This is a genomic window from Enterobacter sp. JUb54, assembly GCF_014298075.1.
Classification (GTDB): domain Bacteria; phylum Pseudomonadota; class Gammaproteobacteria; order Enterobacterales; family Enterobacteriaceae; genus Klebsiella; species Klebsiella lignicola.
Window position 1 is genome coordinate 606,348 of record NZ_CP060418.1, and the last position, 13,091, is coordinate 619,438.

The 13,091-nt window shown below is 55.4% G+C and carries 11 protein-coding genes; 7 read left to right on the forward strand and 4 right to left on the reverse strand.

Going from position 1 to position 13,091, the window contains the following annotated elements:
* Positions 1-317: 317 nt before the first annotated feature.
* Positions 318-821, reverse strand: a complete 504-nt coding sequence (locus tag HF679_RS02700) for a non-heme ferritin-like protein (protein WP_123755507.1) — start codon at positions 819-821, stop codon at positions 318-320.
* Positions 822-1,636: 815 nt separating this feature from the next.
* Between HF679_RS02700 and HF679_RS02705 the strand changes: the two genes are divergently transcribed.
* From HF679_RS02705 to otsA, 5 genes are all read left to right on the forward strand, one after another.
* Positions 1,637-2,617: an arabinose ABC transporter substrate-binding protein gene (locus HF679_RS02705; protein WP_123754933.1), complete on the forward strand. Its 981-nt coding sequence runs from the start codon at positions 1,637-1,639 to the stop codon at positions 2,615-2,617.
* A 61-nt stretch (positions 2,618-2,678) separates the two neighbouring features.
* On the forward strand, positions 2,679-4,193 hold the full coding sequence (araG, locus tag HF679_RS02710; RefSeq protein WP_187042586.1) for an L-arabinose ABC transporter ATP-binding protein AraG: 1,515 nt from the start codon (positions 2,679-2,681) through the stop codon (positions 4,191-4,193).
* 14 nt (positions 4,194-4,207) lie between these two features.
* Positions 4,208-5,188 (forward strand): L-arabinose ABC transporter permease AraH, encoded by a 981-nt coding sequence (gene araH, locus HF679_RS02715; RefSeq protein WP_123754931.1) that lies wholly within the window; start codon positions 4,208-4,210, stop codon positions 5,186-5,188.
* A 160-nt stretch (positions 5,189-5,348) separates the two neighbouring features.
* Entirely contained in the window at positions 5,349-6,152 is an 804-nt protein-coding gene (gene otsB / locus HF679_RS02720; protein WP_123754930.1) for a trehalose-phosphatase, read from the forward strand.
* Entirely contained in the window at positions 6,127-7,551 is a 1,425-nt protein-coding gene (otsA, locus tag HF679_RS02725) for an alpha,alpha-trehalose-phosphate synthase (RefSeq protein ID WP_123754929.1), read from the forward strand. The genes otsB and otsA overlap by 26 nt, the downstream gene beginning before the upstream one ends.
* A 27-nt stretch (positions 7,552-7,578) precedes the next feature.
* Here the strand turns inward: otsA and uspC are convergent, their stop codons facing one another.
* The gene (uspC, locus tag HF679_RS02730) at positions 7,579-8,007 is read right to left on the reverse strand and encodes a universal stress protein UspC (protein ID WP_123754928.1); all 429 of its coding nucleotides are present in this window, start codon (positions 8,005-8,007) and stop codon (positions 7,579-7,581) included.
* A 157-nt stretch (positions 8,008-8,164) separates the two neighbouring features.
* Positions 8,165-8,293, reverse strand: a complete 129-nt coding sequence (locus HF679_RS24800) for a hypothetical protein (RefSeq protein WP_255417658.1) — start codon at positions 8,291-8,293, stop codon at positions 8,165-8,167.
* A 74-nt stretch (positions 8,294-8,367) separates the two neighbouring features.
* Between HF679_RS24800 and HF679_RS02735 the strand changes: the two genes are divergently transcribed.
* Both HF679_RS02735 and HF679_RS02740 read left to right on the forward strand, forming a co-directional pair.
* Positions 8,368-9,951 (forward strand): MFS transporter, encoded by a 1,584-nt coding sequence (locus tag HF679_RS02735; RefSeq protein ID WP_123754927.1) that lies wholly within the window; start codon positions 8,368-8,370, stop codon positions 9,949-9,951.
* Between the two features lie 4 nt (positions 9,952-9,955).
* Positions 9,956-11,095, forward strand: coding sequence for a glycoside hydrolase family 105 protein (locus tag HF679_RS02740; RefSeq protein ID WP_123754926.1), 1,140 nt, complete (start codon positions 9,956-9,958; stop codon positions 11,093-11,095).
* 93 nt (positions 11,096-11,188) lie between these two features.
* Here HF679_RS02740 and argS read toward each other — a convergent pair whose 3' ends face one another.
* On the reverse strand, positions 11,189-12,922 hold the full coding sequence (gene argS, locus HF679_RS02745) for an arginine--tRNA ligase (RefSeq protein WP_123754925.1): 1,734 nt from the start codon (positions 12,920-12,922) through the stop codon (positions 11,189-11,191).
* Positions 12,923-13,091 lie beyond the last annotated feature (169 nt).

The window sequence follows — 13,091 nt, forward strand, 5'->3', positions numbered from 1 at the left end:
AATATAAACTCCGTGTTTTAAATTTTTGAAACGCTGTTTTTATATTCTTATGGCAAATGTTAAAAAGTGATCGCCGTCACTAATTCCCGTCTGCGATCTTCGGCTGGGCGGTAATGAGATCTACTTAAAAGTTTTTAATGCTTTTCAGGAATAAAAACGGCGCCGAAGCGCCGAAAATGATGTTTCAGAGAAACAGAGACAGGAAGCGTTGAGTGCTCGGCAGGTGGCCGCAGCGCGGTGGCGTGACCAGCGAAACCGTTCCCGCAGGAATCCCTTTCGCTGAGGGAACGGTTAATGTGGTGCCCGCCGCTACGGCCTTAGTTCGGGCGAGGGGTGACCAGGCTCAGCAGCTGTCGGTCGGTCTGTTGCATACACAGGCCGGCTTTATCGGCGTGACGCACCTTTTCCAGCACGCTTTGCAGCAGGATGCCATCCTGGCGCTGTTCTTTCTCTAACTGGGTCAGGAAACGCCAGGTGGTGTCGTCGCTGTGGGCTTTGGCCTCTTCGGCCAGCCCGGAGAGCGTGCTGCTACGCTGTTGGTGATCGGCAAGCGTTGCGGTAAAAAGCTCTTCGAGAGAAGCGCAGTCGTGACGATAGCAGTTTTTGCTTTTGACAATCGGCCAGCTGCCGCCGGTTTTCATAAAATCGAATACCCGCATCATCTGCGTCACCCGGGACTGCGCCCGGGAGCGCAAAAAGGTGGCGGTGCCGCTCAGACGCTGCTGTTCACACCATTCGCTGAGATGCAGGTATAGATTTGACGCGTGGAACTCAAGATTCATCTGATGATTGAGTTTTTGAGCCATTCCAGGAACAACCATAAAAATATCCTTATTTAAGCTGGAGGTATCATTCGCACGTCGAGAGCCCTCATCCGTAAGCATCCGCATGCAAGACTCATTGCGTGCCACATTATTAGCAAAATAATTAATGTGTATTTCCCTGTGCCGTCGATAATTTATTTCCGACTACCGACAAATATAGAATACGCGCAAGAATGCGTTAAGAAAACTCTCAAGCATCGGTATTTACGTTTCGTTACAACATCCCTGCTAAGTGTATTGTTATATGATTTAATCTCATTTTTTATGTTTTCATTTTATTGATTTTATTGCCTTTTTTAATTTTTTAGGAAAAAGGATGAGTGCTACGATATTTATCTTAAATAAGAGATTAACCTGACGTTAATAATTCGGTCATAACGAATCAATATTGCGAAAAAAATGTCAAAATAAATGGCGCGGATGCGTTGTTGCGCTCCAGGACAGCTGGCTGGCAACTTTCTCACGGCTGAAGGCGGCTTCTGGCCCCGCGAGGCCTGCCAGCAGTGACCTGGCAGGGACATGAGCGTCACAAGGATAACTCTGCTGTCGGCATGGACAAAATTGCTATTAATGACGTCAATTGTCTGACAATTGGCGTTTTTTTTATGTCTTTTTTCGCTGTATCTATGCACGCAATTACTGTAATTCCGCGATGTGATAATGCTCTCGTATGGAGAATTGATTTCCGGTTATTACTTAATGAACAACGGCAGTATGGGTTGCGGTTTCGTCTAATGCCTTGTTTTACGTCCGATAAAATAATTAAGTCCGATACTTCCCTACAGAAAAGCGAAATAAAGCTGGAGTTTACCATGCACAAATTTACTAAAGCGCTGGCGGCGATCGGTCTCGCTGCGGTTATGTCACAATCAGCTATGGCTGAATCCCTTAAGCTCGGTTTTCTGGTTAAACAACCGGAAGAACCCTGGTTTCAAACCGAATGGAAATTTGCCGATAAGGCCGGCAAAGATTTAGGGTTTGAAGTCATTAAAATTGCGGTGCCGGATGGTGAGAAAACCCTTAACGCCATCGATAGCCTGGCGGCGAGCGGTGCCAAAGGCTTTGTTATCTGTACGCCAGACCCGAAACTGGGTGCCGCCATTGTGGCGAAAGCCCGCGGCTACGATATGAAAGTCATCACCGTCGATGACCAGTTCGTCAATGCCAAAGGCAAGCCGATGGACAGCGTACCGCTGGTGATGATGGCCGCCAGTGAAATCGGCGCGCGTCAGGGCCAGGAACTGTATAAAGAGATGCAAAAACGCGGCTGGGACGTCAAGGATACCGGCGTGATGGCCATTACCGCGGATGAACTCGATACCGCCCGCCGTCGTACAACTGGTTCGATGGATGCGCTGAAAGCGGCCGGCTTCCCGGAGAAACAGATCTACCGCGTGCCAACCAAATCTAACGATATCCCCGGCGCTTTCGATGCCGGTAACTCAATGCTGGTTCAGCATCCGCAGGTGAAACACTGGCTGATCGTGGGCATGAATGACAACACCGTCCTTGGCGGCGTGCGCGCAACCGAAGGGCAGGGCTTTAAAGCTCCAGACGTGATTGGCATCGGTATTAATGGTGTCGATGCAGTGAACGAACTGTCGAAAGCCCAGGCGACCGGCTTCTACGGCTCTCTGCTGCCAAGCCCGGATATCCACGGTTATAAAACCAGTGAAATGCTCTACAACTGGGTGACCAAAGGCGCAGAGCCGCCAAAATTCACCGCGGTTACCGATGTGGTGCTGATCACTCGCGACAATTTCAAAGAAGAGCTGGCGAAGAAAGGGCTGTAAGGCCTGGCTTACCACGCCTCCTGCTCGCGCGGGAGGCTGAGTCCAGAAGAGCGGAGTCGTTATGCAACAGTCTACCCCTTATCTCTCATTTCGCGGTATCACCATGACTTTTCCCGGCGTTAAAGCGCTGTCTGATATTAGCTTTGACTGCTATAGCGGACAGATACACGCATTGATGGGAGAAAACGGCGCCGGGAAATCCACGCTGCTGAAGATCCTCAGCGGCAACTATATTCCGACCTCGGGCGATCTGCAGATTGGCGGGCAGCCACGGGTCTTTACCAACACCACCGAAGCGCTTAATGCCGGCGTGGCGATCATCTATCAGGAGCTGCACCTGATCCCGGAAATGACCGTCGCGGAGAATATCTACCTCGGCCAGATCCCGCATAAATACGGCCTGGTGAACCGTTCGCTGCTGAACTACGAAGCCCGTCTGCAGCTTGAGCATCTGGGGTTAGATATCGACCCGGAAACGCCGCTGAAATATCTCTCCATCGGCCAGTGGCAGATGGTGGAAATTGCCAAAGCGCTCACCCGCAACGCCAAAGTGATCGCCTTTGATGAACCGACCAGTTCGCTTTCGGCCCGTGAGATCGACAATCTGTTCCGCGTCATCCGCGAACTGCGCCAGGAAGGGCGCGTCATTATCTATGTGTCGCACCGCATGGAGGAGATTTTCGCCCTGAGCGACGCGATCACCGTCTTCAAAGATGGCCGCTATGTTTGCACCTTTGATGATATGACCACCGTTAACCATGACGCGCTGGTCCAGGCGATGGTGGGGCGCGAGCTGGGCGATGTTTACGGCTGGAAGCCACGTGAATATGGCGAGGAGTGCCTGCGTCTTGAGCAGGTGAAAGCCCCTGGCGTGCGTGAGCCGGTGAGTTTGTCGGTGCGTAGCGGGGAGATCGTCGGCCTGTTCGGGCTGGTGGGCGCCGGGCGCAGCGAATTAATGAAAGGGCTGTTTGGCGGCACCCGCATTACCGGCGGCCAGGTCTATATCGACGGGCAGGCGATTGATATTCGTAAACCGGCCCACGCAATTGAAGCCGGGATGATGCTGTGCCCGGAGGATCGTAAGGCCGAAGGCATTATTCCGGTTCACTCGGTGCGCGACAATATCAACATCAGCGCCCGGCGTCGGCATATTCACGCCGGCTGCATTATCAATAACGGCTGGGAAGCGCAAAACGCAGAGCACCATATCAACGCGCTCAACATTAAAACCCCCGGCGCCGAACAGCTGATTATGAATCTGTCCGGCGGCAATCAACAAAAGGCGATTCTCGGGCGCTGGCTGTCGGAAGAGATGAAAGTGATCCTGCTGGATGAACCTACCCGTGGGATTGACGTGGGGGCGAAACACGAAATTTATAACGTCATCTATGCCCTGGCGGCCTCTGGTGTGGCGGTGGTGTTCGCATCCAGCGACTTACCGGAAGTGCTCGGTGTGGCCGATCGCATTGTAGTCATGCGCGAAGGCGAAGTGGCGGGTGAACTGCTGCATGAAGATGCCAATGAACAGCAGGCGTTAAGCCTTGCGATGCCAAAAGTGAGCCAGGCGGTCGCCTGAGTAAGGAGTCAAAGATGTCCTCTGTTACTACCCCAAACGCCAGCCGTTCCACATTCAGCTTTGCCCGAATCTGGGATCAGTTTGGCATGCTCGTGGTCTTTGCCGTGCTGTTTATCGGCTGCGTGATTTTTGTGCCTAACTTTGCCTCGTTCATCAACATGAAAGGGCTGGGGCTGGCGATTTCCATGTCCGGCATGGTGGCCTGTGGGATGCTGTTTTGCCTGGCGTCCGGCGATTTTGACCTGTCGGTTGCTTCGGTTATCGCCTGCGCAGGGGTGACCACCGCGGTGGTGATCAACCTGACGGAAAGTATGTGGATAGGTATTGCCGCCGGTCTGCTGCTGGGCGCGCTGAGCGGGCTGGTTAACGGCTTCGTGATAGCCCGGCTGAAGATCAACGCCCTGATCACCACTCTGGCAACGATGCAGATTGTTCGCGGCCTCGCCTATATCATCTCCGATGGTAAAGCGGTCGGTATCGAAGACGAGCGCTTCTTTACCTTAGGCTATGCCAACTGGTTTGGTCTGCCGGCACCGATCTGGCTCACCGTCGCCTGCCTGATTGTTTTCGGCCTGCTGTTGAACAAAACTACCTTTGGCCGCAATACCCTGGCGATTGGCGGCAATGAAGAGGCGGCCCGTCTGGCTGGTGTTCCGGTGGTTCGCACCAAAATCATCATTTTCGTGATTTCCGGTCTGGTGTCCGCCGCGGCGGGGATCATCCTGGCATCGCGTATGACCAGCGGCCAGCCGATGACCTCAATTGGCTACGAGCTGATTGTGATTTCGGCCTGCGTGTTGGGCGGCGTGTCCTTGAAAGGCGGGATCGGCAAGATCTCCTATGTGGTCGCCGGGATCCTGATCCTTGGTACCGTTGAGAACGCCATGAACCTGCTGAACATTTCGCCGTTCTCGCAGTATGTGGTGCGCGGCGTGATTCTGTTGGCGGCGGTTATCTTCGATCGCTACAAACAAAAAGCGAAACGCGCAGTTTAACGCGCCCCAACCTTCAAGTTTACTTCTCGATCAACGCCAGCGCCCGCTGCGCTGGCGTCAACAATCAAAAATGGCGATCCCGGTCACACTGTCTATACTTACATGGCTAACAATTCGTTAACAACCAGCATTTCGCTGGCCATGAAAGGAGGAAAACAGGGTGGCTGACCAGATATCTGTACCGCCTGTGCCAACCGGAAATTACGCCTTTTTCTTTGACCTCGACGGTACCCTTGCCGATATCAAACCTCATCCCGATCAGGTTGTTATCCCCGCTAACGCGCTGCTGGCGCTGCGGCAACTGGTGTTGCAGCACAATGGTGCCGTGGCATTGATTTCAGGGCGCTCAATGGCTGAGCTTGATGAACTTACCCGTCCGTATCGGCTGCCGTTAGCCGGTGTTCACGGGGCTGAGCGCCGCGATATCAATGGTAAAACCCATATCGTCTCCTTGCCTGATGCACTGCTGAAAGAGCTGGATGAACAGCTGCAAAGCGCACTGGAGAAGATGCCGGGCTGCGAGCTGGAACGTAAAGGCATGGCGTTTGCCCTGCATTATCGCCAGGCGCCGGAGTACCACCACCAAGCGCTGTTGCTGGCGCAGCAGTTAGTGAAGCACTATCCGATCCTGGCGCTACAGCCCGGTAAGTGCGTGGTGGAGATTAAACCGCGCGGCGTGAACAAAGGCGAAGCGATCGCCACTTTTATGCAGGAAGCACCGTTTCAGGGACGAGAGCCGGTGTTTGTGGGGGATGATTTGACGGATGAAGCCGGTTTTAACGTGGTGAACCGGCTGGGCGGCATGTCGGTGAAAGTCGGGAGTGGCGACACTCAGGCACACTGGCATCTGCCGGATGTGGCTGCCGTTCAGCACTGGTTACTTAGCATCGCCAATAACAGACAACAACCCGATGCGCGAAACGACAGGAGGGATGGCCATGGGACGCTTAATCGTCATATCTAATCGTATTGCGCCGCCGGATGATAAAAAAGCCAGCGCCGGTGGCCTGGCGGTGGGGATCCTCGGGGCGCTGAAGGCCGCGGGAGGATTGTGGTTTGGCTGGAGCGGGGAAATCGGCGACGACCAGAAGCCGCTCACCAGAGTCACGCGCGGCAATATTACCTGGGTGTCGTTTACCCTCAACGAGCAGGACCACGACGAATACTACAATCAGTTTTCTAACGCGGTGCTGTGGCCGGCGTTCCACTATCGCCTGGATTTAGTGGATTACCAGCGCGCCTCCTGGGACGGCTATCTGCGGGTTAACGCGAACCTTGCGGAAAAACTCCTGCCGCTGATTGAGCCCGACGATATCGTGTGGATCCACGATTATCATCTGCTGCCGCTGGCCAGTGAACTGCGCCGGCGCGGGATGACCAACCGCACGGGCTTCTTCTTGCACATTCCTTTCCCGACGCCGGAAATCTTCAACGCGCTGCCGCCGCACGCCGAACTGCTGGAGCAGTTGTGCGACTACGACCTGCTGGGATTCCAGACCGAAAGCGATCGGCAGGCGTTCCTGGATAGCGTCGCGTTGCAGACCCGTCTGGTGACGCGAGGCGGCCGGAACCACGATGCCTGGGGGAAACATTTCCGCACCGAGGTCTACCCGATCGGCATCGATCCTGCCGAGATTGCCCAAAGCGCCAAAGGTCCGCTGCCGCCAAAACTGGCGCAGCTGAAAAGCGAGCTTAAGAGCGTGCAAAATATCTTTTCCGTCGAGCGGCTGGACTACTCCAAAGGGCTGCCGGAGCGCTTTCTTGCCTATGAGTCTCTGCTGGAAAACTATCCTCAGCATCACGGGAAGATTCGCTACACCCAGATTGCGCCGACCTCGCGCGGTGAAGTGCAGGCCTATCAGGATATTCGTCATCAGCTGGAGACGGCGAGCGGCCGAATTAACGGCCAGTATGGTCAGCTGGGCTGGACGCCGCTGTACTACCTGAATCAGCACTTTGAACGCAAGTTGTTGATGAAGATATACCGCTATTCCGACGTCGGCCTGGTGACGCCGCTGCGTGACGGCATGAACCTCGTCGCGAAGGAGTTTGTTGCCGCCCAGGACCCGCAGAACCCAGGGGTGCTGGTACTGTCGCAGTTTGCCGGTGCGGCAAATGAGCTGACCAGCGCGTTAATCGTCAATCCTTACGATCGTGATGAAGTGGCGGCGGCGCTGGACCGCGGCCTGACCATGCCGCTGGAGGAGCGTATTGCCCGCCACTCGCAGATGATGGCGGTGATCAAGGATAACGATATTCACCACTGGCAGGCGCGGTTTATCAGCGATCTCCAGCAGATCAAACCGCGACGCGAGAATAACCCCTTAGCACAGAACGTCTCCGCGTTACCTAAACCTGCCTAGTCACCCTGAGGGCTGACGCCGCCGGCGTTAGCCTTTTTCCAGCGACACTAACAACACGTCAACGCCGCTGCTGCCAATGATACTTTTTGCCGAGCAGGTCGCGCGGGAAAACAGACTGTGGTTGTGATTGCCGCAAATCACCAGGTCCACCTGATACTGCTGGCAAAAATCGTTGATGTGATGGCTCAGCTCACCGCTGGCGATCGTCATTTTTTCGATCGGGTAGTCAGCCTCTTTTGCCAGTTCAGAGAGGAAGTCCCGGGTCTCTTCCTGCATTAAATCCCGCAGATTTTCCAGCATCGGGGCAGCGAACTGATTGTAGAGTTCCGGGTCGGTGGCCAGGGTAATCAGGCTGACTTTGGCATCAAGCGGGCGCGCAATCGACACCGCTTTGTTGATCAACACGCGGCTTTCCGGCGTGGGGGCGACGGCAACTAACAGGTGTGAGTACGGCATCAGGCCTCCTTGAGATACGCGAAACAACCATCAACACTTTCTTTACTCCCATTATAACCCTCCCGCAAGGGCTATTCGTCACAGCGGGTCACACAATTTCTTGTCGTGGGAAATCACGTTTCTGCGCTTCAACTTTTCTTAATGGTCTTTGATTTTGTTATAAAAGAAATGATGTTTTATAAATCGGTGATGCGTGTTCGCTGACTCTTTGTATTTTTGCCATGTATGGGTGCGGGCTGGCAATAAGGGAAAGGTAACCCTTGGTCGCTGCTTTTACTGTAGCCATGTATCCACTCCTTTATTGGCAGCGCCAAAAAGAGGACCGAAGTTCTCTAATAAAAAGACACAGGATTTGCGGCGATGAAAACACGTAAAATCGGTTTGGCTAACTATCTTGCCTATGGCTCGGGTGATTTCCTTGGGGCCGGAACCACCGCCTTGACGGCGGCCTGGCTACTCTATTTTTATACGACTTTCTGCGGCCTCTCCCCCATTGAAGCGACGTTGATCTTCGCGACAGCGAGGGTGCTGGATGCGGTCATCAGCCCGCTGATGGGTTTTTTGACCGATAACTTTGGCACCACGTGGCTCGGTAAGCGCTTTGGACGACGCAAGTTCTTTATTTTGCTTGGTATTCCCTGCGTGTTCAGCTACTCGATCATGTGGGTAGGCGACATGGGTTTCTGGTATTACCTGCTCACCTATCTGCTGTTTGATATTGTCTACACCATGATTCTGGTGCCGTACGAAACGCTGGTACCGGAAATGACCGATGATTTTAAACAAAAGACCAAATTCTCCGGCGCGCGCATTTCCATGGCGCAGATGTCCGCCATTCTGGCGTCATTCCTGCCCGGCGTTCTGCTGACCCATTTTGGCAAGGACAATGCGGTCTCCTTTTTCTACGCCAGCCTGGTGTTCTCGGTGCTCTGCGCGCTGATGCTCACCTTCGTCTGGTTCTTTACCTGGGAACGACCGCGGGAAGAGTGGTCAGAAGCGGCGCTGCGAGCGGAAGACGAGAAGCGCAATTTATCGTTGGCTCAGAGTCTTAACCGCCTGTTTATCGAGCTGAGCTCGACGCTGCGGATCAAGATTTTCCGTCAGCATTTAGGCATGTACCTCGGCGGCTATATCGCCCAGGACGTCTTCAATGCCGTGTTTACCTACTATGTGGTCTTTGTGCTGATGCAGGAAGCTGCCATGGCATCCAACCTGCTGGGCACGATGGCTATCTTCCAGTTTATTGCGGTGATTGCCATGATCCCGCTGTGCATCCGCTTTGGCCCCGCGCCGTCCTATCGCATGGTGGTGGTGCTGTTCGGCCTGAGCTCGCTGTCCTACGCGCTGCTCTACTACGCCGGACTGAGCGATGTCTACTCTCTGCTGTTGTTAGTGTCTGCCGTCGCTGGCCTGGGTCGTGGCGGGATCAACTACGTACCGTGGAATACCTATACCTACATCGCGGATGTCGATGAGGTGATCACCGGGCAGCGTCGCGAGGGGATTTTCGCCGGGATTATGACCCTGACCCGCAAAGCCTCTCAGGCTGGAGCGGTGATGCTGGTGGGGATCATCATGCAGCTTTCCGGCTTTGTCTCCGGGCAGAAAGTTCAGCCTGAAGAAGTCAGCCATACCATCTTATTGATTCTGAGCGTGGGGACGTTGCTGGTGCTGGCCTGCGGTTTCCTTGTCTCACTGCGCTTCAAGCTCAATCTGGCGACACACAGCGTGCTGCGGGCGGAAACGCTCAAAATGCGTCAGTCAGGACGCGCCCAGCCGGAGCTGGCGACGGCGGAAGACCGGGCGGTGGTGGAGATGCTCGCCGGGATGCCGTACGACGCGCTGTGGGGAAATAACAATATTGGTTATCTGAATCGCAATAACCCTGCTGCGCCATCGCTTAAGCAGGGTACAGAAATGAATTCGACATATAACAGAGGTTAACGATATGAAGGTTTGGCCTGTCAAACATAGCCCGTTACTGCGTCAGCCGGAGCATTTTATCGCCCGAAATGAACTGCAGGCGCTGATCCAGAAAGTGACGCACAATCTGGTCAATATTCGCGACGACGCCGGGACCTTTCTGCTGCGCCTGGATGACGGCCGGGTGATTGATACCAAAGGGTGGGCCGGTTGGGAATGGACGCACGGGGTCGGGCTGTACGGGATCCATCAGTACTACCAGCAGACCGGGGACAGCGCGATGTGCGAGATCATCGACCGCTGGTTCGCCGAGCGTTTTGCCGAAGGAGCCACCACCAAAAACGTCAACACCATGGCACCGTTCCTGACGCTGGCCTACCGCTACGAGGAGACCGGGAAGCCGGAGTATCTGCCGTGGCTCGACAGCTGGGCAGAGTGGGCGATGCATGAGATGCCGCGCACCGAACACGGCGGGATGCAGCACATTACCCTGGCGGAGGAGAACCATCAGCAGATGTGGGACGACACGCTGATGATGACCGTCCTGCCGCTGGCGAAAATTGGCAAGCTGCTCGATCGTCCGCAGTACGTGGAAGAGGCGGTGTACCAGTTTTTACTGCATGTGCAAAATCTGATGGACCGGGAAACCGGGCTGTGGTTCCACGGCTGGAACTATGACGGCCAGCATAACTTTGCCCGGGCGCGCTGGGCGCGGGGCAACAGCTGGCTGACGATGGTGATCCCGGATTTCCTGGAGCTGGTGGATTTACCTGAGCACAGCGCCGTCAGACGCTACCTGGTGCAGGTCCTGAACGCGCAAATAGCCGCGCTGGCAACCTGCCAGCACGAGAGCGGCTTGTGGCATACCCTGCTGGACGACCCGGATTCCTATCTGGAGTCTTCAGCCACCGCCGGGTTTGCCTACGGTATTCTCAAAGCGGTGCGCAAACGCTACGTCAGTCAGGAGTACGCCGCCGTGGCGGAGCGGGCGATTCGCGGAGTCGTCAAGCATATCTCCCCGGAAGGTGAGCTGCTGCAAACGTCGTTTGGTACCGGAATGGGGTCGAATCTCGATTTTTACCGCGAGATCCCGCTGACCTCAATGCCTTACGGCCAGGCGATGGCGATCCTGTGCCTGACGGAGTATCTGCGCAAATATTTCTGATGAATGGCGGAAGGGACGGCCTGGGGCATAACGCCTGTCGGGCCGACAAAAAGAAAACCCGGCGTTGGCCGGGTTTTTGTTTTTTTACCGTGTTTACATCCGCTCGACGGTTTCGATACCCAGCGTATCCAGACCCTGCTTCAGGGTTCTGGCGGTCAGCTGCGCCAGTTTCAGGCGGCTGTTACGCGTGGTTTCGTTTTCGGCGGCGAGGATCGGGCAGTGCTCGTAGAAGCCGGAGAACAGACCCGCCAGATCGTAGAGATACGCGCACATCACGTGCGGGGTGCCTTCACGAGCCACCACGGTCAGGGTTTCTTCGAACTGCAGCAGACGAGCGGCCAGCTGCGCTTCGCGATCTTCGGTCAGGATCACCGGTGCCGCGGCCAGAGCTTGCTCGTCAATCTCCGCTTTACGGAACACCGAGAGCACGCGGGTGTAGGCATACTGCATATAAGGCGCGGTATTGCCTTCAAAGGCCAGCATGTTGTCCCAGTCGAACACGTAGTCGGTGGTCCGGTTTTTTGACAGGTCAGCGTATTTCACCGCGCCGATACCCACCGCGTTGGCCAGTTTTTCCAGCTCATCGGCCGGCATATCCGGGTTCTTTTCTGCCACCAGGCGACGGGCGCGTTCCAGCGCTTCGTCCAGCAGGTCGGCAAGCTTGACGGTACCGCCCGCACGGGTTTTGAACGGCTTGCCGTCTTTACCCAGCATCATGCCGAACATGTGGTGTTCCAGCGGTACGGAATCCGGCACGTAACCGGCTTTGCGCACGATGGTCCAGGCCTGCATCAGGTGCTGATGCTGACGGGAGTCGATGTAGTAGAGCACGCGGTCGGCGTGCAGGGTTTCGTAACGGTATTTCGCACAGGCGATATCGGTGGTGGTGTAGAGGTAGCCGCCATCCTTTTTCTGGATGATGACGCCCATCGGTTCGCCTTCCTTGTTTTTGTACTCATCAAGGAACACCACGGTCGCGCCTTCGCTTTCACAGGCGAGGCCTTTGGCTTTCAGATCGGCCACGATACCTGGCAGCATCGGGTTGTACAGGCTTTCACCCATGACATCATCGCGGGTCAGGGTGACGTTCAGGCGATCGTAGGTAATCTGGTTTTGCGACATGGTGATGTCGACCAGCTGGCGCCACATCTGACGGAAATACTCGTCGCCGCCTTGCAGTTTAACCACGTAGCTACGGGCGCGCTCGGCGAAGACTTCATCTTCGTCATAATGCTTTTTCGCGTCGCGGTAGAAACCTTCGAGGTCGGACAGCGCCATCTCCCCGGCGTTTTCCTGCTGCTGTTTTTCCAGCCAGGCGATCAGCATGCCGAACTGAGTCCCCCAGTCGCCAACGTGGTTCGCACGGATCACTTTATGGCCGAGGAATTCGAGGGTCCGGACCGCTGCGTCACCGATGATTGTGGAACGCAGGTGGCCGACGTGCATCTCTTTGGCAACGTTTGGCGCCGAGTAGTCAACGACGATAGTCTGCGCCTGCGGCTGGGCAACGCCCAGGCGATCTGACGCCAGCGCGCTGTTGACGTTGTCCGCTAAAAAGGCCGGATCGAGGAAAATATTGATAAAGCCAGGTCCGGCGATTTCAACCTTGTTCGCAATGCCGTTGAGGTCGAGATGAGTCAGGACCTGCTCAGCGAGTTGTCGCGGCGCCATACCCAGTTTTTTCGCGACCGCCATCACGCCGTTGGCCTGATAGTCACCGAACTGGATTTTTGCTGACTGGCGGACCTGAGGTTCGCAATCGGCAGGGGCACCTGCTGCGACCAGGGCCTGGCTGACTTTTTCTGAGAGAAGAGCCTGAATATTCACCGGAATACCTTACTTTTAAGGCGCGGTAACCCTTACGGGGCGGCGCCGGAATGTGGACAAATTAGGGCAGGAGTATACTGCATTTGCGCCCATGCGTCAGCACCGCGCGCGCGCGACCGGGCAGCGTGCTTAATCCATAACCACTCGGCGACAGCCCGGCCGTATTCCC